Here is a 21406-nt window from a genome sequence, read left to right as displayed (position 1 = left end):
CACCCTGCGCGGCAGTCTTCTTGCAGGGCCGGTTTTGCACGGCCTGATTTTGATCGCATGCACCGGCATGCAACAAAGTGCATGTCTGGCGCGGAATCGCTCTTGCCTCGGAACGATACTGCCATTACCCATTTTTCGGCCTTGTAGAGGCAGGGGGAGCTCTTTCACTGATGGCGACTGTGTTCGAACATCGGCGCGCGTCCGTATGCGCCTGAAAGAGTTTTGATGCTGCTCGTCGTCGAACAATTCTTGAACGGATTGCAGTTCGGCCTGCTGCTGTTTCTGCTCGCCGCCGGCCTGACGCTGGTGTTCGGGATCATGGATCTCGTCAACCTCGCGCACGGTTCGCTCTACATGATGGGAGCCTATTTCGCTGCGACCTTCGCGGCGTGGTCCGGCAGCTTCCTGCTCGGCGCGCTGCTGGCGTTAGGCGCGACTCTTGTGCTCGGCATCGTGCTTGAGATAAGTGCGCTGCGGCATCTCTATGGGCGCGATCATCTCGACCACGTGCTCGCGACCTTCGGCCTGATCCTGTTCTTCAATGAAGCCGTGCGGCTGATCTGGGGCCCGGCGGGCCTCGCGCTGCCGCTGCCGGCCTGGCTCACGGTGCCGGTGCCGATCCTGCCCGGCATCCACTATCCGGCGTACCGCCTCGCCATCATCGTCGTCGCGCTGCTGGTGGCGCTGCTGCTCTATCTCGGCGTGATGCGCACCCGCATCGGCATGCTGATCCGTGCCGGCGCCTCCAACCGCGAGATGATCGGCGCGCTCGGCATCAACATCAAGCTGCTCTACACGCTGGTGTTCGGGCTCGGTGCCGCGCTCGCGGGGTTGGCCGGCATGATGCAGGCGCCGATCCTCACCGTGCAGATCGGCATGGGTGAGAACATCCTCATCCTCGCCTTCGTCATCATCGTGATCGGCGGCATCGGCTCGATCCGCGGCGCGTTCCTCGCTGCGATTTTCGTCGGCATGATCGACACGCTCGGCCGCGCCTTCCTACCCAATCTGCTGCGGCAGGTGCTGAGTGGCGCCGCTGCCTCCACCGCCGCGCCCGCGCTGTCGTCCATGCTGATTTACCTGCTGATGGCGATCGTGCTGGTGGTGCGGCCGGAGGGGCTGTTCCCGGCCAACCGTCGATGAAGGCTTTTACTGTGAGCAAGGCCGTCACGGCCCTGATGCTGGCGGGCCTCTTGCTGCTGCCGCTCTATTCGTACCTGTCCGGCAACATCTTCATCATGACGCTGTTCACCCGCATCGTCATCCTGGCGCTAGCGGCGGCAAGCCTCAACCTCATCATGGGGTTTGGCGGCATGATGAGTTTTGGCCACGCTGTCTATCTCGGCATAGGCGGCTACGCCGTCGGCATGCTGGCGCAGGAAGGCACAGGCTCCGGCTTCATCCAGTTTCCGGTCGCGCTCGCGGCGTCTGCGATCTACGCTCTGGTGATCGGCGCGCTGTCTCTGCGTACCCGCGGCGTCTATTTCATCATGATCACGCTCGCCTTCGCGCAGATGGCCTATTACGTCGCCTCGGGCCTCGCACGTTATGGCGGCGACGACGGCTTGACCGTTTACAAGCGCAGCGACTTCTCCGGGCTGATCAACCTGTCGAACCGGACGCAGTTCTATTATCTCTGCCTGGCCTGCCTGTTCGCGGTGATCTTCCTGATCTGGCGCATCGTCAATTCGCGCTTCGGCCTCGTGGTGCAGGGCCTGCGTTCCAACGAGCAGCGCATGCAGGCGATCGGCTTTCCCGCCAAGCGCTACCAGCTCGTCTGCTTCGTCATCTCCGGCACCATGTGCGGGCTCGCCGGCGCGCTGCTCGCCAACAACACCGATTTCGTCAGCCCGGCTATGATGTACTGGACCCGCTCCGGCGATCTCATGGTGATGGTGATCCTGGGCGGCATGGGCACGCTGTTCGGCCCTGTCATGGGCGCTGTGGTCTATCTGCTGCTGGAAGAGTTTCTGTCGCAGATCACCGAATATTGGGCGCTGATCATGGGTCCGCTGCTGCTGCTGATCGTGCTGTTCGGCCGTGGCGGCATCATGGGCCTGCTGGGGAGGCTCAATCGTGGCTGAACCGCTGCTCCGCGTCGAAAAGCTGGTGCGCCGCTTCGGCGGCATCACCGCGACGGATAACGTCTCGCTCGACGTTGCCGCGGGCGAGCTGCACGCCATCATCGGCCCGAACGGCGCCGGCAAGACCACGCTGATCAGCCAGCTCACCGGGCATCTCGAGCCGCATTCCGGCAGCGTCTCGTTGGGCGGCCGCGATATCACCTATCTGCCGGCCTATCGCCGCTGCGCGCTGGGCCTCGCACGTTCGTTCCAGATCACTTCCCTGCTGCTCGACTTCACCGCCGCCGACAATGTCGCGCTGGCGGCGCAGGCGCATGCAGGTCACTCATTCCGTTTCTTCGCCAATGCCCGCAAGGAGAGGGGCCTGCGCGATGCCGCGCATGCCGCGCTCGACCGCGTCGGCCTGTTGCACCGAGCCGACGTCGTGGTGAGCAGGCTCAGCCATGGCGAGCGGCGCCAGATCGAGCTTGCGGTCGCGCTGGCCAGCAAGCCAAAACTGCTGCTGCTCGACGAGCCGATGGCGGGCCTCGGCGTCACCGAATCCCAGCGTATGGTGACGCTGCTCCAGGAGCTGCGCAAAGAGGTCTCGATCGTGCTGGTCGAGCACGACATGCCCGCTGTGTTCGCGCTGGCCGACCGCATCTCGGTGCTGGTCTATGGCCGCGTCATTGCCTCCGGCGACCCGGCCGCGATCCGCGCCAACGAGGACGTCAAGCGCGCCTATCTCGGCGATCAGCATGTGGTGACGCACCATGGCTGAAAAAGGGATGGCTGACGCGCTGCTCGACGTCGACAGCATCGAGACCTGCTACGGCCTCAGCCAGGTGCTGTTCGGCCTGTCCCTGTCGATCAAGCCGGGCGAGATGGTTTCGCTGATGGGCCGCAACGGCATGGGCAAGACCACGACGATCCGCTCCATCATGGGCCTGACGCCGGCACGCGCCGGCAGCATCCGTTTTGCGGGCACGGAAGTCCGGCAGCTACCGTCGTACCGGATCGCCAAGCTCGGCATCGGGCTGGTGCCTGAGGGCCGCCAGATTTTTCCGAACCTCACCGTGCGCGAAAACCTGGTTGCTGCCGCCGCCGACCGCTTCAACAGCGCCAATCCCTGGACGCTCGCTGCGATCTACGTGCTGTTCCCGCGCCTTGCCGAGCGCGCCGCCAACATGGGCAACCAGCTCTCCGGCGGCGAGCAGCAGATGCTCGCCATCGGCCGCGCGCTGATGACCAACCCAAAGCTCCTGATCCTGGATGAAGCGACCGAGGGGCTGGCGCCGCTGATCCGCGGAGAAATCTGGAGCTGCCTGTCGCTCCTGAAGGGCCGCGGCCAGTCGATCCTGGTCGTCGACAAGAACGTCGACCACCTCGCCCGCATCTGCGACCGCCACTTCATCATCGAGCGCGGCAACACCGTGTGGAGCGGCACATCGGACGAGCTGATGGCCGAGCCGGATCTACAGCATAAGTATCTGGGGATTTGAGTTCCCCTCTCTCCCCGTCATTGCGAGCGTAGCGAAGCAATCCAGACTGCCTCCGCGGAAAGATCCTGGAATGCTTCGCTACGCTCGCAATGACGAAGGAGAGGGCTGCGCCCTCACCATCGCCGAAATCAAAACATCTCGAAATATTCGCGTTGCTCCCAGTCGGTCACCTCCGCGAGGAAGCGGTCGATCTCGGCATTTTTGATGTGGGTGTAGTAGTCGATGAACTCCGCACCGAATTTTTCGCGAAAGAACGGATCGTCCTTCAGCGCAGAGACGGCATCGCGCAGGCTCTTCGGCAAGAACGGCGCTTTGGTCTCGTAGGGCGTGTCGGCCGAGGGACCGGGATCGAGCTTGCGATCGACGCCGTCGAGACCCGAGAGGATCTGGGCCGCCATATAGAGATAGGGATTGGCGGCGGGCTCGCCGACGCGGTTTTCCAGGCGCGTGGCAGCATCGCCCGCGCCACCGAGCACGCGGATCATCACGCCGCGATTGTCACGGCCCCAGATCGCGCGGTCCGGCGCCAGCGAATAGGAGCGGTAGCGCTTGTAGCCGTTGATGGTGGGCGTGGTGAACACGGTGGCCGTACGGGCGTGATCGAGCAGCCCGGCGAGATAGGCGCGGCCGAAAGCGCTGAGGGGCTCGCTACCGTCCTTGGCCACGAAAACGTTCTCGCCGCCTGTGCGCGAGACGATCGACTGGTGCAGGTGCCAGCCGCTCGCGAACAAATTCGGCAGTTTCGGCCGGCACATGAAGGTGGCGTGATAGCCGTGCCGGCGCGCGATCTGCTTCACGGCGCTGCGAAACAGCACCATGTTGTCGGCAGGCTCTAGGCCCTTCTTCGGCGCAAAGGTGAATTCGCACTGGCTCGGCCCGAACTCGACCTCGACGGAGCGCAAAGGCAGCCCGAGCGCGACGATGTCGCGCCGCAGGATCTCCAGCACCGGCTCCATCTGATCGAAACGCTGCTCGGTGAGATATTGATAGCCGTGAGAGAGCAGGCTCACCGACGGCGGCGTGCCGGGTTGTCCCGCGTCCTCCGGGCGCATGTGCGGGTCGTCGAGCCTGAAGATGTGGAATTCGACCTCGAGGCCGGCGACGAAATCGTGGCCGCGGCGGCCGAGCTCGTCGAGCACCTTGCGATAAAGCCCGCGCGTCGCGAACGGCACCGGACGGCCGTCGTTGAAATAGAGATCGCACAACACCCAGCCCGTCGCCGGCGCCCATGGCAGCACGCGAAAGGTGGTGGGATCGGCGACCATCAGCACGTCGGCCGCGCCCTCCATCTCCTTCATGCCGAAGCCGCCGCCTGACGTGAACACCGGAAACACCGTGCGGTGCGAGGTGTCCTTGGCGAGCATGGTGGTGGTGATGGCGCAGCCGCTCTCCAGTGAGGCGATCGCCTCGGCGGCGATGATGGTCTTGCCGCGCAAGATGCCGTGCTGGTCGGGGAAGGCGAGGCGGATGACCTCGAGGTTCTTGTCCTCGACGATGCGGCGCATGCGCGTCGCGGCGTCCGTCTGCTCATCCGACCACAGCGCATGACGCGCGACGAAAGTCACTATGGTTGCTCCTCAGTAACCGATGTCCGACGGGTGCAGGACGCCCGCCACATTCTCCGTCATTGCGAGCGCAGCGAAGCAATCCAGAATCCCTCCGCGGAGACAGTCTGGATTGCTTCGCTGCGCTCGCAATGACGGAGGAGAGATTTGCATCGGCCTCACTCCGCCGCCGTCAGCCGATGCACGTTCTCCGCGATCTCCTTCGGCACCGGCGCGGTCCACGGCGCGCCGCGGCGGCGCTTGACGTCGACTTCCATCCAGTAGGTCTCCCAGCCGCGCGTCGGGCCGATGCCGTCCATGGTCGCCGGGCCCTGAATGGAGCGCGCATTGGCCTCGTCGAGGAACAGCATCGGCTTCTCGCCGCCGCCGACCTTCTCGATCTCCTGCCGCAGCAGGCGGCGATACTGCACGATCGCCTTGTCGCTCGAGCCGAGATGCTCCCTGGTGCGATCCTGGATCGCGCCCATCGATTCCACCGCCCATTGGTCGTGGACGTTGATGTCGTTGCCCATGCCGGTATAGGTCGCGGTCTGCTGCTCGTGCGGATCGAAGCCGTAGTCGTTGCTGCGGTTCTTGCGCGACTTGTAGTCGGGCAGCTCGTACAGCTCGAGCCGCTGGTCGCGCATTTTTTTCTTGTCGACCGAGTTCGAGTAGCTGGTGAAGATCGCGTACCAGTAGCAGTTCTCGTCGTCGATCGGCACGTGCCACTGCGTGATCGTCATCTCCGTGCTCATGGGGATGACGAAGCCATGCGGGAACAGCTGGTTGGTGACGCGCACATGCGTCCGCTCCTCGTCGATCTCGCGCAGCGCGATCAGCCGGAGCCCATACTCGGTGTGCTCGACATTGATGATCGGGCGGTCGTATTCGCGCAGGATCTTTGTCATCGGCAGATCCGAGCCGGCCGACGCGCCGCGAAACTGCTTGCCGTAAGCGGTGGACGTGTCCTCGTCCTCGAAGAAGCGATGCAGATAGGAGGCGTGCGCAGGATCGATGCCGACCTCGAGTGCCTGCAGCCAGTTGCAGGCCATGTGGCCCTTGAACGCAAACGTGTGCGTGCCAGGTGCGACAAAGCAGTCGATCTCGGGAAATGCCGGCGGTTCACCCTCGCCGAGGTAGGCCCAGAGGATGCCGCTCTTCTCCACCACGGGATAGGAGCGCTGCCGGATGTTCTGGCAGAGTTTTGAATCCTTCGGCTCGGCCGGCGTTTCGATGCATTGGCCGGTGGCCTCGAACAGCCAGCCGTGGAAGGCGCAGCGCAGGCCGCCATGCTCGAGCCGCCCGAAGGCAAGGTCGGCACCGCGATGGGCGCAATGACGATCGATCAGTCCATAGCGTCCCGTCTCGTCGCGAAACAGCACCAGGTTCTCGCCGAGCAGCCTGACGGGCCGGATCGGCCGCTCGCCCTCGAGCTCGTCGACCAGCGCGGCCGGCTGCCAGTAGCTCCGCATCAGCTTTCCGCACGGGTCGTTCGGTCCGGTGCGGGTGATCAGGTCGTTCTGCTCCTGGCTCATCATGGCGAGTGCATCCTTAGTGGAATGGCGTCTGTTCGCCTATTGAACGAATGGGCGAATTATGACATGCCTTGGATCGGCAGCAAGCACTATTTTGCAGGACATTCCCCACCCCATGCCCAAGCTGAAACGAAGCGAGATCGACGAGCGCGCGACGGATTTCGTCGAAGCGCTCGATCGCGGCCTGCGCCTGTTGCAATGCTTCGGCACCAACTCGGGCCCGATGACCCTGAGCGATCTCGCCCGCGCCGCCGAGCTGCCGCGCGCCACCGCGCGGCGCATGCTATTCACGCTCCAGCGCGGCGGCTTTGTCAGTGGCGACGGAAAACTGTTCTCGCTGACGCCGCATGTGCTGACGCTGGCGGCGTCCTATCTGCGCTCCAACCAGCTCGTCACGGTGCTGCAGCCCGTGCTCGATCGCGTCGCCACCGCGGCCAACGAAATCTCCTCGCTCGCGGTGCTCGATGGTGACGACGTCGTGTTCATCGCGCGCAGCAGCCCGGCGCGGATGTTCTCCGGCGGATTGGAGATCGGGTATCGGCTGCCGGCGTTTTGCACCTCGGTTGGCCGCGCCATGCTCGGCCAGCTCGACGACGCGGATTGTCTCGCGCGCCTGAAGGCGGCGAAGCGCGAGGCGCTGACGCCGCAGACGGTGACCGATCCCAAGACGCTGCTCGGGCGGATCGCCGCCGATCGCGCACAGGGCTATTCACTGGTCGACCGCGAAGCCGAGCCGCATTTCCGCTCGATCTCGGTTCCGGTCCGCCGCTATGACGGCGCGATCGTCGCCGCCATCAACATGGGCGCCCATGTCGATCGCGTGCCGGCGCAGGAGCTGCTCGGCCGCTTCTTGCCGCTGCTGCGAGAGGGCGCCGAAGCAGTGCGCTCGCAATTGCTGTAGCCTCAACCACGGAGCTATAATCTGCTCCACACAAACCAGGGAGCATGCCATGCAACACACCATGGTTCCCAGTGATCGGGTGGAGCACGTCGCCGTCTACGGGCGCGACGGCACTAAGCTCGGCACGATCGAGCGATTGATGCTCGACAAGGTGAGCGGAACAGTCGCCTATGCCGTGATCAAGACCGGCGGGCTGCTCAGTACCCACCACCACTATCCTCTGCAGTGGAGCGCGCTGAAATACGATCGAACACGTCAGGCGTTCCAGGTCGAGCTTACCATGGACGAGTTCAGCAGCGGCCCATGTGAGTTCGACGGCGACGAGTTCGATTGGGGCGACCGCTCGCGGCCCTATCCGCATCCGAATTACTGGTCGGTCTAGCGGCGTCTGATGACTTGCAGGCCGGGTCGGCGAAGCGATACCCGAGGACGCTGCACGTCGGCCTTGATCGACGCGCTCACGGCCGGTTGCGCATCCAGTCGGCGAGACCGGACAATGCACGGTCGAGGTCCTGCCGCACGGCAGCGTCAGTGACCGTCTCCTCCATCGCGCCGCGCATGCACAGCAGCCACGCATCGCGCTCGGCGTCGCCGATGGCAAAGCCGATGTGCCGTTGCGGCAGCCGTGGATGGCCTTTCTCGGGAGAATAGAGCTTCGGGCCACCGGTCCATTCGGTGAGATAGCGCTTCAGCACGTCCCTGATCAGGCCGAGATCGTCCGCATGCATCGCGCGGATGATTTTTGCCTCCGGTAGCGCATCCATGCGGTCGTAGAAGCGGTCGACCAACAGGTCGATCGTGGCACGGCCGCCGATCCGCTCGAACATGGAGGTGGTGACGTCGCTGTCGGTCATTCCTGAAGTCCCGGCCTAAAGCGCCACGCTGCGCAGCCCGAAGCTGCGGGCTTCGTTCTGCAGCACCGGCCGCACCGCATCGATCAGCCTTGCAGCCGCCGCATCGACACTCAGCCCCGCCGTATCCACCACCGCCGTTGCGCGCGCATAGAGCGGCTCGCGGCTGAGCAGGATATTGCGCAGTTCCGCCATCGCAGAGCGATCATCCGCCATTGGGCGCAGATCGCCCTGGCGGCGGACGCGGGCCATGTGCTCTTCCGGCTCGGCCTTCAGCCAGATCGTGTAAAACGACGACAGGATCTGGTCGAAGGTCAGCGGCTCGGACACGATGCCGCCGCCGGTCGCCAGCACCATCAGCTCGTTGCGCGCGAGCAGCTGTTGCAGCGCAGCCTGCTCCATGCGGCGAAAGCCTTCCTGGCCGTAGAGCGCGATGATCTCGGCGACCGAGAGGCCGTTCTGCTGCTCGACCTCCTTGTTGAGCTCGACAAAGCTCCAGCCGATCTTTTTCGCCAGCATCCGCCCGAGCGTAGACTTGCCGGCGCCGCGCAGGCCGATCAGCGCGATGCCGCAGAACGGCGCGCGCCGCGGCGCGGAGGCGGTGCCGCCGGCGAGCAGATCTTTGGCCTGCGCGATCTGCGCCGGCGTCGCCTTGCGCAGCAGATCGCGAAACATCTGCCAGTCCGGCGTTGGATCGGCTGAGGGCAGCAGGTCTTCCAGATGCGCGCCCATCGCGTCGGAGACGCGGCGCAGCAGCACGATCGAGACATTGCCCTTGCCGCTTTCGAGCTGCGCGATGTAGCGCTCCGAAATTCCTGATACCTTGGCGAGCACTTTGCGCGACATGCCGCGCAACGCGCGCATGGTGCGCACGCGCTGGCCGAGCTGTTCGAGAAAGCGGGATTCGGCGTCGGGACTATCGGTCATGAGCCTTCTTTAGCGGATGCTTTCTTCAAAGGAGGTCTTGTTTAAAGAAGGTCTTGCGGCGCGTTTTAATGAAACATAATGCCTGCTGGCATTGACAGCAAGCCGTCACAGTGTCTTTCTATGAATTATAATTCTAAATTCGGGGGAGACGACCGTGAGCGAGGGATCCTACAACGCGGTGACCTGGCTGCTCGACCGTAACGTCGAGGAAGGCCGGGGCAACAAGATCGTCTTCGACGACACCGTCTCGCGGCTGACCTATGGCGAGCTCCAGCGCGAGACCCGCCGCGCCGCCAACATGCTGCGCCGGCTCGGCGTCCGCCGCGAAGAGCGCGTGGCGATGATCATGCTGGATACGGTCGACTTCCCGATCGTGTTCTTGGGCGCGATCCGCGCCGGCATCGTGCCGGTGCCGCTCAACACGCTGCTCACCGCGGACCAATACGCCTATATCCTCGCCGACTGCCGCGCCCGCGTGCTGTTCGTCTCGGAAGCGCTCTATCCCGTCATCAAGGACGTGGTCGGCCGCATGCCGGATCTCGAGCATGTCGTGGTCTCCGGCGCCAAGCAGAATGGCCACAAGCAGCTCGCCGAAGAGATCGCTGATGAGAACGATCAGTTCCCCACGGTTGCCACGCATCCGGACGAGCCGGCATTCTGGCTCTATTCGTCCGGCTCGACCGGCATGCCCAAGGGCGTGCGGCATCTGCATTCGAACTTGCAGGCCACCGCCGACACTTACGCGAGCAAGGTGCTCGGCATTCGTGAGAACGACGTCGGCCTCTCCGCCGCAAAACTGTTCTTCGCCTATGGCCTCGGAAATGCGCTGACCTTCCCGATGTCGGTCGGCGCCACCACGATCCTGAACAGCGAGCGGCCGACACCCGCGCGGATGTTCGATCTGATGAACAGATACAATCCGTCGATCTTCTACGGCGTGCCGACATTGTTCGCGGCGATGCTCAACGACGAAGCGATGAAAAGCGAGCGCGGCGGCAAGAGCTTGCGCATCTGCACCTCGGCCGGCGAGGCGCTGCCGGAATCCGTCGGAAACAGTTGGAAGTCGCGCTTCGGCGTCGACATCCTCGACGGCGTCGGCTCGACCGAGCTCTTGCACATCTTCCTTTCGAACGCGCCCGGCGATATCAAATACGGCTCGTCCGGCAAGCCGGTACCGGGCTATGCGGTGCGGCTCGTCAACGAGGCCGGGCAGGACGTCGCCGACGGCGAGGTCGGTGAACTACTGGTCGATGCGCCCTCGGCCGGCGAGGGCTACTGGAACCAGCGCCACAAGAGCCGTCGCACCTTTGAAGGCCCCTGGACCCGCACCGGCGACAAATACGTCAGGGATGCCGAAGGCCGTTACACCTTCTGCGGCCGCGCCGACGACATGTTCAAGGTCTCCGGCATCTGGGTCTCGCCGTTCGAGGTCGAGAGCGCGCTGATCACGCATCCGGCGGTGCTGGAAGCCGCCGTCGTGCCCGAGGCCGATCCGGAGGGCCTGCTGAAGCCAAAGGCCTTCGTCGTGCTGCGTCCGGGCGTGAAGACGACGGACTTGCAGGAGATGCTGAAGGATCACGTCAAGCAGAAGATCGGCCCGTGGAAATATCCACGCTGGATCGACGTGGTGGACTCGCTGCCGAAGACGGCGACGGGAAAGATCCAGCGATTCAAGCTGCGCGACGGCGCGAATTAGCAACAAGCCGTCATGGCCGGGCTTGTCCCGGCCATCCACGCGCGACCGCGATTGAGGAAAGACGTGGATGCCCGGGTCAAGCCCGGGCATGACGACGGAGAAGGACGGACGAAGAAATGACTCTCGCCCCCACCGGCTTTCTCAGCATCGGCGCGGCCCGTCTCGAATACAAATGGCTCGCGCCGCAACGCGCCGATGCGCCGACGATCGTCATGCTGCACGAAGGCCTCGGCTCCGTCGGCCTGTGGAATGACTTTCCGGAAAAGCTCCAGCAAGCGACCGGCGCCGGCATCTTCGCCTATTCACGGGCGGGCTATGGCCAGTCGAGTAAGGTCGCGCTGCCGCGGCCGCTCGACTACATGCAACGCGAGGCGCTCGACGTGCTGCCGAAGGTGCTCGATGCCATTCCCTTCAAGCGTGGCCTCTTGCTCGGCCATTCCGACGGCGGCTCGATCGCGGCGATCTATGCCGGCGCGCATCAGGATCATCGCCTGCAAGGCATCGCGCTGATCGCGCCGCATTTCATCGTCGAGGACATCTCGGTGGAGTCGATCGCCGCGATCAAGACGACGTACGAAACCACCGATCTCAAGGCAAAGCTCGCGCGCTGGCACGGAGACGTCGACAATGCCTTCTACGGCTGGAACGGCGCCTGGCTCGATCCGAAATTCCGCGATTGGGACATCTCGGAGTATCTGGCCTACATCCGCGTTCCGGTGCTGGTCCTTCAAGGGGTGGACGACCAATACGGAACACTGCGTCAGGCCGAGATCGCGCAGGAGGAATGCTATTGCCCGGTCGATCTGACGATCGTTCCAGGCGCGGGGCATTCCCCTCAGCGTGAAGCGCCCGTGCCAACGCTTGACGCAATCGAGCAATTTGCGAAGGCCGCCCTGCGGGACGACCGAGGTCTCCAAGCCGCATGACGCGTATAGGGCGGCCTACCTGCGCCTCGGACACTCGGATGAAGCAAAGTGCATGTGTGGTCCAGATTCATGCTAGACGCCTCTCAGAATATGCACTATTGTGCATCTAACGGTATAGCGAAAACAAGCTCAAGGGTGGCCCATGGCCGGGGAAGATCGGCGCCTCGCAGGCGGCGCGACATTCATCGATTTCCAGACCGAACCGTCCCGCTACAAGCACTGGAAGCTGGCGGTCGATGGTGACGTCGCGACGCTGACCATGGACGTCGACGAGAATGGCGGCCTGTTCGAGGGCTACCTGCTCAAGCTCAATTCCTACGATCTCGGCGTCGACATCGAGCTTGCCGACGTGGTCCAGCGGCTGCGCTTCGAGCATCCCGAGGTGAAGGTCGTGGTGATGCGCTCGGCCAAGAACCGCGTGTTCTGCGCCGGCGCCAACATCCGCATGCTCGCGGGCTCGACCCACGCCCACAAGGTGAACTTCTGCAAGTTCACCAACGAGACCCGCAACGGCATGGAAGACTCGTCCGAGAATTCCGGCCAGCGCTTCATCACTGTCGTGAACGGCTCGGCTGCCGGCGGCGGCTATGAGCTCGCGCTCGCGACCGACCACATCATTCTCGCCGACGACGGCGCTTCCGCCGTGGCGTTACCCGAAGTGCCGCTGCTCGCGGTGTTGCCCGGCACCGGCGGTCTCACCCGCGTCGTCGACAAGCGCAAAGTGCGCCGCGATCACGCCGACTTCTTCTGCACCATCGAGGAAGGCGTGAAGGGCAAGCGCGCCGTGCAATGGCGCCTCGTCGACGAGATCGCGCCGAACTCCAAGCTGGAGGCCAGGATCGTCGAGCGCGCCAGGGAATTCGCGGCCGCGTCGAAACGCGCCGGCAGCGGCAAGGGCATCGCGCTCTCCCCGCTCAAGCGCACGATCGACGAGACCAGCATCCGCTATGGTTTTGTGACCGTCGATATCGACCGCGCCGCACGCATTGCCACCATCTCGATCAAGGCGCCGGAGGCAGCAGCCCCCACCGACATCGACGGCATGATGGCGCAGGGCGCGTCGTTCTGGCCGTTGCAGGTCGCAAGAGAGCTCGACGACGCCATCCTGCACTTGCGCATCAACGAGCTCGAGATCGCCATGCTGGTGTTCAAGAGCCATGGTGACCGCGCCCATGTGCTCGCCAGCGATGCGTTTCTCGAAGCCAACAAGGCGCACTGGCTGGTCAACGAGATCCGCCACTACTGGAAGCGCGTCTTGAAGCGCATCGACGTCACCTCGCGCACGCTGGTGGCGCTGGTCGAGCCCGGCTCATGCTTTGCCGGCACCTTGGCCGAACTCGTCTTCGCTGCCGACCGTTCCTACATGCTGATCGGCACGCGCCAGGGTGACAACCAGCCGCCGCCCTCGATCGAACTCTCCGCCATGAATTTCGGCCCGTATCCGATGAGCCACGGCCTGACGCGGTTGGAGTCGCGCTTCCAGGCCGATCCGGCCGACGTGGAGCGTGCCGAAGCTACGCTCGGCACAGCGCTCGATGCCGAGCAGGCCGAAGAACTCGGCCTCGTCACCTTCGCGCTCGACGACATCGACTGGGACGACGAGGTCCGCGTCTTCCTGGAGGAGCGCGCGAGCTTCTCGCCGGATAGTCTCACCGGCATGGAAGCGAGCCTGCGCTTTGTCGGCCCCGAGACGATGGAATCGAAAATCTTTTCACGGCTGACCGCGTGGCAGAACTGGATCTTCCAGCGCCCCAATGCCGTGGGCGAGGAAGGCGCGCTGCGCCGCTACGGCAGCGGCCAGAAGCCGAAATTCGATATGACACGGGTGTAACGACTGCCGTGTCCCGGGCGCGGCGCAGCGCGAAGCGATGCGACGCAGAACCGGGACCCAGGCGAACCAGACATAGGTCCCGGCTCAGCAGTGCAGCACTTCGCGCCGCACTGCGTCCGGGACACGAGACCGACCAAGGAGCACGGCCATGAACATCATGAACGTCGACTACTCGACCAAGATTCCGAACAACGTAAATCTCGCCGAAGACCGCCAGGTGCTGAAGGCGCTTGAAGGCTGGCATCCCGGCTATATGGACTGGTGGAGCGACATGGGGCCGGAAGGCTTTCAGGAGTCGCTGGTTTACTTGCGCACCGCTTACTCCGTCGATCCGCGCGGCTGGGCCAAGTTCGACTATGTCCGCATGCCCGACTATCGCTGGGGCATCCTGCTTGCGCCGCAGGAAGAGAACCGCGTCGTTCCCTTCGGCGAGCACTTGGGCGAGCCTGCCTGGCAGGAAGTCCCGGGCGAATATCGCGCCATGCTGCGCCGGCTGATCGTGATCCAGGGCGACACCGAGCCGGCCTCGGTCGAGCAGCAGCGCCATCTCGGCAAGACTGCGCCCTCGCTATATGACATGCGCAATCTGTTCCAGGTGAACGTCGAGGAAGGTCGCCACCTCTGGGCGATGGTCTACCTGCTGCAGAAGTACTTTGGCCGCGACGGCCGCGAGGAAGCCGATGATTTGCTGCGCCGCCGATCCGGCGATGCCGACGCACCGCGCATGCTGGGCGCTTTCAACGAGGCGACGCCGGACTGGCTGTCGTTCTTCATGTTCACCTACTTCACCGATCGCGACGGCAAGATGCAGCTGCACAGCCTCGCGCAGTCGGGCTTCGATCCCTTGTCGCGCACCTGCCGCTTCATGCTGACCGAGGAAGCGCACCACATGTTCGTCGGCGAGACCGGCATCACCCGCGTGGTGCAGCGCACCTGCGATGCGATGCGCGAAGCCGGCATCGCCGATCCCACGGAAATCGCCAAAGTCCGCGCGCTCGGCGTGATCGATCTTCCGACCATCCAGAAGAAGCTGAACCTGCACTACACGCTGTCGCTCGATCTGTTCGGCTCGGAAGTCTCGACCAACGCGGCCAATGCCTTCAACACCGGCATCAAGGGCCGCTATCACGAGACCCAGATCGACGACGATCACCAGCTCAAGAACGCCACCTATCCGGTGCTCAAGTTCATCGACGGCGAGATCAAGCTGGTCGACGAGCCGGCGCTGACCGCGCTCAACATGCGCCTGCGCGACGACTACAGCCAGGATTGCGTCAAGGGCATGTTGCGCTGGAACAAGGTGATCTCGACCGCCGGCTACGATTTCAAGCTGACGCTGCCCAACGTTGCCTTCCACCGCCATATCGGCGAGTTCAAGGACGTGCACGCGACGCCCGACGGCATCTTGATCGACGATGCCACCTGGGCGAAGCGCAAGGATGACTGGCTGCCTTCGACCGCCGACGGCGACTTCATCACCTCGCTGATGCAGCCCGTCACCGAAACCGGCAAGTTCGCGTCGTGGATTTCGCCGCCGAAGGTCGGCATCGACAACAAGCCGGGTGATTTTGAGTATGTGAGGATCGAGTCGTAGGCGTTAGGGGCGAACGCTCGCGTCATGCAAATGGTGTCATCACCCGCCTTGTGCGCACTTGCGCACTGGAGCGGGTGATCCAGTATTCCAGAGGCGGCTGTGCTCCAGCCGAGAAGCTGCGGCGTACTGGATGCCCCGCCTTCGCGGGGCATGACAGCAGAGGGTGTCGCGCTATCCCTCGCCAACTACCCCGCGATCTCCAGCCCCGCATTCGCGTACACCACACCGCCATCGACCGCGATGGTGTTGCCGACGACGTAGTCGCCCGCACGCGAAGCGAGGTAGATCGCAACGCCTGCCATGTCCTCGTCGGTGCCGATGCGCCGCGCGGGAATACGTTTTGCGACGTCGTCTGAATGATCGCGCGCGGCGCGGTTCATGTCGGACTTGAAGGCGCCCGGTGCGATCGCGGTGACATTGATGTTGTCCTTGATCAGTTTCGTCGCCATGCGCCGCGTCAGATGGATTACGGCAGCCTTGCTCGCGGCGTAGGAATAGGTCTCGCCCGGATTGACGAAGATGCCGTCGACGGAGGCGATGTTGATGACCTTGGCGGGCCGCTCGTGCGACGCCGCCGCGCGCAGCGGCTTTGCCAAAGCCTTGGTCAGGAAGAACAGCGATTTGACGTTGAGGTCCATCACCTTGTCCCAGCCGCTTTCGGGGAATTCGTCGAACTCGGCACCCCATGCCGCACCGGCGTTGTTGACGAGGATGTCGAGCTTCGGCTCGAGCTTGATGAGTTCGCCAGCCAGCTTGTCGCAGCCTTCGACGGTCGAGATGTCGATCGGCAGCGCGATGCACTCGCCGTCATATTGCGCCGAAAGCTCTTTCGCAGTGGCTTCGCAAGGGCCCGCCTTGCGCGCGGTGATGTAGACCTTCGCCGCACCTGCTCCGAGGAATCCGGCCGCGATCATCTTGCCGATGCCGCGCGAGCCGCCGGTCACGAGTGCGATGCGGCCTTTGAGCGAAAACAGATCGTTGGACATGGTGCCTCCCTTGGGTTGGCGCCGTTTTGAGCGCCGAGGGGAGGGGTGTCAACTCGGTGTTGTCCCGGCGAAGGCCGGGACAACAGTCAAGCCGCGGCAAACCGGCGAAAGCCGTTCCACATCGCGGTCGCGGCGCCCGAGGTCAGCACCGGCAGAATGCGCGCGTCCTGGTAGTTGCCGTTGAGCGAGACGCGCGGCAGCGCGGTCATGTGGCCGGCGTTCCCTGCGAACAGCATGCCGGGCCGTGTCGTCACCGCGGTCTTGAAGCCGGCGGATGCGGCGAGCGCGAATTCGCGCATCCCGGCTGCCTCGCGGTCGCCATAGGGATAGGCGAGATGCAGCACCGGACGCTCCAGCGCGTTCTCGATCCGCACCCGGCTGACTGCCATCTCCTGCGCGGCGATCTCCTCGCTCTGCTTGGCGAGATTGCAATGGCTGACGGTGTGAGCGCCGATCGTGACCAGTGGATCGGCCGCGAGCCGCTTCACCTCGTCCCAGGACAGGCAGAGGCTGCGGCACAGCGCTTCCATGTCGATACCGTGGGCGGCGCACAGCGCCTCGATCTCGCGCTTCAGATCGTGCTCGCCCGGAAGAGCGCGGAGCCAGTCATGCAGGCGGTCGAACGCCGCCTGCTTCGCGGCAGGCGTGCTCGCATCGAGCCGCAACGCGGAATGGCCGATCCGCACGTCGACCTGCTCGGCCTTGGCGATGACGGCCTCGAGCGCGGTCCACCACAGCCGTCCGGTGCCCTCAGCGAAGTCGCTGGCAACATAGATGGTCGCGGGCGCGTCAAATTCGCGCAGCACCGGAAGAGCGTGCTCCCAGTTGTCGCGATAGCCGTCGTCGAGGGTGAAGGCGGCGATGCGGCGGTCGAAGCGGCCTTGCACCAGCCGTTCGTGCAGCTCGTCCATGCTGACGATGTCGATCTCGCGCGCGCGCAAATGGCGCAGCGTCGCACGCAGGAAGTCGGGGGTGACCTCGAGATGCCGGTTCGGCTGGAATACGCGCTCACGAGCCGGCCGCACATGGTGCAGCATGAAAATGGCGCCGACGCCCGACAGCAGCGGGCGCAGCAGATGGTGCGCCCCGCTGAAATAGAGTGCTCCCAGCCCGGCGCGAATGACGTTGTTACGGAGTTGCTTCATGTCCGGCTGGCCGCCCCTGGGCATTCCGCCCTCAACTTAGGGTGTTACCCTTGAAGAAAAAGTTATTCCAATTCTCCACGTGTGGCCCCCGAAAGGGCCCTATTCCGGTTTGACAGCCCGCCAAGGGTTTGTTTTGTCTCCGGTTCCAGAGTTTGGGTCGTCGAATGCAGATGCTTTTTAGGTGGGCCAGCAAATGGTGGCCGGGGCTGATTCCCCTGGCCGTCATGTGGGGATTTGCGGGCTGGAATAACACCTTGCCGGTCGAGGCCGACCTGTCGGCCCGCAGCTCGGCCGCGCTCAAGGACACCGTCCTGGACAAGACCCGGATCGCGGTGGACGGCCGTGACGTCAGCCTGGCCGCGGACGCCTTCTCCGACGAGGGGCGCCGCGATGCCGTGACCACGGTCGAGATGGTTCCCGGCGTACGGCTGGTCGATGACCAGACCCGCCTTGTTGCCGAAGCAAAGCCCTTCGTCTGGAGTGCCGAGCGGGACGTGGTGCGGGTGACGCTGTCGGGCTCCGCGCCGCTGCCTTCGATGAAGGCGCGCCTGACGGAAGCCGCCCGCAAGGAGGTCAATGGGACCGAGGTCGCCGATCAGATGGGCCTGGCCCGCGGCGCGCCGGCGCGGTTCGAAGCGGCCGCGATGCTGCTGCTCGACCAGATCGGCAAGCTGAAGGACGGCAAGATCACGATCTCCGACACCAAGGTCAATCTGTCGGGCATGGCGCGCGACCTCGGCGGCCGCGAAGCGATCGCGGCTGCGCTCAAGAACCTGCCCGAAGGTTTTTCGATCGCCGCCAACGAGATCAAGGCACCGCCTTATATCTTCCAGGCCTACAAGGATCCGGTCGCCGCCACCGTGACGATGACCGGCTACGTGCCCGACAACAATGTGCACGCCGCGATCGAGACCAGCGCGTCGCGAAAGTTCTTTACCGAGAAAGTCGTCGACAATCTAAAGGCCAGCGTCGGTGCTCCCGGCTCCTTCAACACCGCGGTGGTCGCAGCGCTCGGCGCGCTGTCGCGGCTGTCGACCGGCACGCTCGTGGTGTCGGATCGCGAGGTGAAGCTGTCGGGCGATGCGCTGTACGAAGGTGCGGCCAACGACATCCGCGCCGGCCTCGGCAAGGACTTTCCAAAAATCTGGCAATACAAGCCTGAAATCACGGTGAAGCCCGCGGCGGGGCCGGTCGACGGCACCGTCTGCCAGCAATTGTTCTCGGAGCTGCTGGCCAAGGGCAAGATCCGCTTCGCAACCAAGCGCGCCGACATCGATCCCGACTCCGCCGGCATTCTCGATCATCTGATCGAGACGGCGCTGCGTTGTCCCACCACAAATATCGAGGTCGTGGGTCACACCGATTCCGACGGCGAGGACGCCTTCAACCAGGCGCTGTCCGAGAAACGCGCACAGGCGGTGATCGAATTTCTGGTCAGGGCCGGCCTGCCGGCGGACCGCTTCACCGCGGTCGGCTACGGCAGCACGCAGCCCGTCGCCGGCAACGACACCGACGACGGCAAGGCGCAAAACCGCCGCATCGAATTTCTGGTGAGGTGACGATGCCCTATCTTGTCTCGTTCCATATGGGTTGGCTGATCGGCTCGGTGCTGCTGGGCTTCTGCATGGGCTGGATCTCGGTGGTCCAGCGCGGCAACGGCACCTCGAAGGTGACTGCGCGCTGGCTCGCCGCGCTGGTCGCGGGACTGGTTGCGGCCTCGTTCGCACATGTGGTCCCGGGCCGCTTCGGCTACTGGCTCGACCTCGGCCTGGTCCTATTCGCCTGCTATCTGGTCGGCTGCACCATCGGTGCGTGGCTGCGCTATTGGGTGGTTTCGCGGAGCCAGCCTGTGGCCTGAACCGCGATCCGCTGCCGGACGATCGATTGTCTCAAACTCCGATAACTGACTGATCGGTAAGCTGATTGCCGAGGAGCACGTTTGCGCTTGACATTAATACGTACGTACGTATTATAACGCCCATGCCAAAGCCCTCACTCAAAGATGCCATCCTCGACGCCGGCCTGAAGGTCATGTTCCGGACCGGCTATCACGGCACCAGCGTGCGCGACGTCACCGCCGCGGCGGGCGCGCCGCAGGGGTCCTTCACTAACCATTTCCGCTCCAAGGAGGCATTCGCCTCCGAAGTGCTCGACCGCTATTTCGACGTCACCAGGGGGCTGGTCGCCGAGGCCCTCGACGACATCGCGCTGACGCCGCGGGCGCGGCTCAGGCGCTATCTCGACATCATCACCGGCCGACTCGAGGCCGACGGCTACGGTCGCGGCTGCCTGATCGGCGATCTCAGCCTGGAGGCGAGCGGTAGCAGTGAGCTGTTGCGCGCGCGTCTCGCGGCGATCTTCGCCGAATGGCGCGCACCGTTCGCCGCCTGCATCAGGGATGCCCAGACCAGCGGCGAGATCGCATCCGAGTTCGAGCCTGACGAGCTTGCCGAGTTCCTGCTCGCGTCCTGGCAGGGAGCGATCCTGCGCATGAAGGTCGACCGCAATCCCAAAGCGCTCGATCGTTTCAAGACCATCGCATTCCAAACCGTGTTCAAGGAGACGACATGACCAAGCGAAACGAAATCGAGATTCGTAAAGCGTCCGTCCTGGGAAGCAGCATGGCTTATCGCGAGACAGGCGCGGAAGGTGCGCCGGTCGCGCTGTTCCTGCACGGCAATCCGACCTCGTCGCACATCTGGCGCAACATTTTGCCGCTGGTGTTGCCGGTCGCGCATTGCATCGCGCCTGATCTCATCGGCTTCGGCCAATCCGACAAGCCCGACATCGCCTACGCTTCTTCGACCACGTGCGCTATCTCGATGCCTTCATCGAGCAGCGCGGCATCACGTCGGCCTATCTCGTCGCGCAGGACTGGGGTACCGCGCTCGCATTTCATCTCGCCGCACGCCGGCCAGATCTCGTGCGCGGTCTGGCCTTCATGGAGTTCATCCGCCCGATGCCGACCTGGCAGGACTTTCACCAAGCCGACGCTGCGCGTGAGACCTTCCGGAAATTCAGGGCGCCGGGCGAGGGCGAGGCCATGATCCTGGAGGCAAATGCCTTCGTCGAGCGCGTGCTGCCCGGCGGCATCGTCCGCAAGCTCAGCGATGACGAGATGGCGCCCTATCGCGCGCCGTTCCCGACGCCGGAGAGCCGCCGTCCCATTCTCACCTTTCCGCGCGAATTGCCGGTCGCAGGCGAGCCCGCCGATGTTTATGAGGCGCTCCAATCAGCGCATGCTGCGTTGGCCGCATCGACCTATCCAAAGCTGCTGTTCTCAGGCGAGCCCGGTGCGCTCGTGGCGCCGGAGTTCGCCGAGACGTTTGCGGCGTCGTTGAAGCATTGCGCTCATGTCCGCCTCGGCGCCGGATTGCACTTCCTTCAGGAGGACCATCCTGAGGCGATCGGCCGCTCCGTCGCCGGCTGGATTGCCGGCATCGAAGCGGTGCGTCCGCAACTCGCAGCCTGAGCGGGCGGCTCCCTCCAAACAGCATGCTCGCCGCCGGCCTCGCGCCGGCGGACGGCCGCGCCAGCGCCGGCCTCTGTGATATCGCGGTGCAACCGATTATCAGGACCGGGCCTCGGCCGCGCGATTCGTCGCGCGGCTGTTTGCGCTGCAGCCAGCCGGCGCGGGCCGCCCCTCTTTCAACAGGCGGATGCGGCCCATAGATTGATTTCGACTTAAGGCGTGACGGAACATTGTCCGGTCGAAATCATCAAAACTTCACGGCCCCTGCGCAGGATTGCCATGGAGATTCGCTTCAGCCCTGCCATCGAACTTGCCGCCGAAAGCGCCAAACCGTGCACCTTGAGCCCGCAAACCTGCCTAAAATATTGAAGGCACGCGATTTTGTTCACTTTGGCGAATTCCACTCCGCCTCGAAACGCGCTAGTGGAGGGGC

General features: G+C 64.3%; 19 protein-coding genes and 1 pseudogene. 14 read left to right on the top strand and 6 right to left on the bottom strand.

What is annotated here, in order from left to right; all coding sequences use genetic code 11:
- Positions 1-225 precede the first annotated feature (225 nt).
- Genes FXB38_RS11605 through FXB38_RS11590 form a run of 4 tightly spaced genes read left to right on the top strand, consistent with a single transcriptional unit; the run spans position 226 to position 3565 of the window.
- The gene (locus FXB38_RS11605) at positions 226-1143 is read left to right on the top strand and encodes a branched-chain amino acid ABC transporter permease (protein ID WP_148750992.1); all 918 of its coding nucleotides are present in this window, start codon (positions 226-228) and stop codon (positions 1141-1143) included.
- Positions 1140-2084, top strand: coding sequence for a branched-chain amino acid ABC transporter permease (locus FXB38_RS11600; protein WP_148750991.1), 945 nt, complete (start codon positions 1140-1142; stop codon positions 2082-2084). The genes FXB38_RS11605 and FXB38_RS11600 overlap by 4 nt, the downstream gene beginning before the upstream one ends.
- Positions 2077-2844 carry an ABC transporter ATP-binding protein gene (locus FXB38_RS11595; protein WP_148750990.1) on the top strand — a complete coding sequence of 256 codons (768 nt, stop codon included), beginning with the start codon at positions 2077-2079 and terminating at the stop codon, positions 2842-2844. Before FXB38_RS11600 ends, FXB38_RS11595 begins: the two co-directional genes overlap by 8 nt.
- Positions 2837-3565, top strand: a complete 729-nt coding sequence (locus FXB38_RS11590; protein WP_246229831.1) for an ABC transporter ATP-binding protein — start codon at positions 2837-2839, stop codon at positions 3563-3565. Before FXB38_RS11595 ends, FXB38_RS11590 begins: the two co-directional genes overlap by 8 nt.
- Positions 3566-3693: 128 nt before the next feature.
- Here FXB38_RS11590 and FXB38_RS11585 read toward each other — a convergent pair whose 3' ends face one another.
- Together FXB38_RS11585 and FXB38_RS11580 are read right to left on the bottom strand one after the other, a co-directional pair.
- The gene (locus FXB38_RS11585) at positions 3694-5130 is read right to left on the bottom strand and encodes a glutamine synthetase family protein (protein ID WP_148750989.1); all 1437 of its coding nucleotides are present in this window, start codon (positions 5128-5130) and stop codon (positions 3694-3696) included.
- Positions 5131-5288: 158 nt separating this feature from the next.
- Positions 5289-6647, bottom strand: a complete 1359-nt coding sequence (locus tag FXB38_RS11580) for an aromatic ring-hydroxylating dioxygenase subunit alpha (protein ID WP_148750988.1) — start codon at positions 6645-6647, stop codon at positions 5289-5291.
- A gap of 112 nt (positions 6648-6759) precedes the next feature.
- Between FXB38_RS11580 and FXB38_RS11575 the strand changes: the two genes are divergently transcribed.
- Together FXB38_RS11575 and FXB38_RS11570 are read left to right on the top strand one after the other, a co-directional pair.
- A complete protein-coding gene (locus FXB38_RS11575) occupies positions 6760-7545 on the top strand; it encodes an IclR family transcriptional regulator domain-containing protein (protein WP_148750987.1) in 786 nt (261 codons plus the stop codon).
- Positions 7546-7594: 49 nt separating this feature from the next.
- On the top strand, positions 7595-7927 hold the full coding sequence (locus FXB38_RS11570) for a PRC-barrel domain-containing protein (protein WP_148750986.1): 333 nt from the start codon (positions 7595-7597) through the stop codon (positions 7925-7927).
- Positions 7928-8003: 76 nt separating this feature from the next.
- Here FXB38_RS11570 and FXB38_RS11565 read toward each other — a convergent pair whose 3' ends face one another.
- Positions 8004-8399 carry a group II truncated hemoglobin gene (locus FXB38_RS11565; protein WP_148750985.1) on the bottom strand — a complete coding sequence of 132 codons (396 nt, stop codon included), beginning with the start codon at positions 8397-8399 and terminating at the stop codon, positions 8004-8006.
- 15 nt (positions 8400-8414) lie between these two features.
- Positions 8415-9323 (bottom strand): helix-turn-helix transcriptional regulator, encoded by a 909-nt coding sequence (locus FXB38_RS11560; protein ID WP_148750984.1) that lies wholly within the window; start codon positions 9321-9323, stop codon positions 8415-8417.
- Positions 9324-9477: 154 nt separating this feature from the next.
- Here FXB38_RS11560 and FXB38_RS11555 point away from each other — a divergent pair, with 154 nt between their 5' ends.
- The 4 genes from FXB38_RS11555 to boxB all read left to right on the top strand — a co-directional run bounded on the left by FXB38_RS11555 (position 9478) and on the right by boxB (position 15370).
- Positions 9478-11019 (top strand): benzoate-CoA ligase family protein, encoded by a 1542-nt coding sequence (locus tag FXB38_RS11555; protein ID WP_148750983.1) that lies wholly within the window; start codon positions 9478-9480, stop codon positions 11017-11019.
- Positions 11020-11135: 116 nt separating this feature from the next.
- Positions 11136-11945, top strand: coding sequence for an alpha/beta fold hydrolase (locus FXB38_RS11550; protein WP_148750982.1), 810 nt, complete (start codon positions 11136-11138; stop codon positions 11943-11945).
- 142 nt (positions 11946-12087) lie between these two features.
- Positions 12088-13776 (top strand): 2,3-epoxybenzoyl-CoA dihydrolase, encoded by a 1689-nt coding sequence (gene boxC / locus FXB38_RS11545; protein WP_148750981.1) that lies wholly within the window; start codon positions 12088-12090, stop codon positions 13774-13776.
- 157 nt (positions 13777-13933) lie between these two features.
- Positions 13934-15370 carry a benzoyl-CoA 2,3-epoxidase subunit BoxB gene (boxB, locus tag FXB38_RS11540; RefSeq protein WP_148751073.1) on the top strand — a complete coding sequence of 479 codons (1437 nt, stop codon included), beginning with the start codon at positions 13934-13936 and terminating at the stop codon, positions 15368-15370.
- Positions 15371-15555: 185 nt separating this feature from the next.
- Here boxB and FXB38_RS11535 read toward each other — a convergent pair whose 3' ends face one another.
- Together FXB38_RS11535 and FXB38_RS11530 are read right to left on the bottom strand one after the other, a co-directional pair.
- A complete protein-coding gene (locus FXB38_RS11535) occupies positions 15556-16356 on the bottom strand; it encodes an SDR family oxidoreductase (RefSeq protein ID WP_148750980.1) in 801 nt (266 codons plus the stop codon).
- Between the two features lie 86 nt (positions 16357-16442).
- Positions 16443-17501, bottom strand: coding sequence for a polysaccharide deacetylase family protein (locus tag FXB38_RS11530; protein WP_148751072.1), 1059 nt, complete (start codon positions 17499-17501; stop codon positions 16443-16445).
- A 164-nt stretch (positions 17502-17665) separates the two neighbouring features.
- Here FXB38_RS11530 and FXB38_RS11525 point away from each other — a divergent pair, with 164 nt between their 5' ends.
- The 4 genes and pseudogenes from FXB38_RS11525 (at position 17666) to FXB38_RS11510 (ending at position 20973) form a co-directional block, all read left to right on the top strand.
- Positions 17666-19060 carry an OmpA family protein gene (locus FXB38_RS11525; RefSeq protein WP_148750979.1) on the top strand — a complete coding sequence of 465 codons (1395 nt, stop codon included), beginning with the start codon at positions 17666-17668 and terminating at the stop codon, positions 19058-19060.
- Between the two features lie 2 nt (positions 19061-19062).
- Positions 19063-19359 (top strand): hypothetical protein, encoded by a 297-nt coding sequence (locus tag FXB38_RS11520; RefSeq protein ID WP_187434808.1) that lies wholly within the window; start codon positions 19063-19065, stop codon positions 19357-19359.
- A 122-nt stretch (positions 19360-19481) separates the two neighbouring features.
- The gene (locus tag FXB38_RS11515) at positions 19482-20072 is read left to right on the top strand and encodes a TetR/AcrR family transcriptional regulator (RefSeq protein WP_187434807.1); all 591 of its coding nucleotides are present in this window, start codon (positions 19482-19484) and stop codon (positions 20070-20072) included.
- A pseudogene (locus tag FXB38_RS11510) lies at positions 20069-20973 on the top strand (haloalkane dehalogenase). The gene FXB38_RS11515 and the pseudogene FXB38_RS11510 overlap by 4 nt, the downstream one beginning before the upstream one ends.
- The last annotated feature ends 433 nt before the right edge of the window (positions 20974-21406 follow it).

The sequence above is a fragment of the Bradyrhizobium cytisi genome (assembly GCF_008123515.1).
Classification (GTDB): domain Bacteria; phylum Pseudomonadota; class Alphaproteobacteria; order Rhizobiales; family Xanthobacteraceae; genus Bradyrhizobium; species Bradyrhizobium cytisi.
Note: the sequence above shows the minus strand (reverse complement) of the source record. Positions and strands in the feature narration are given on the sequence as shown.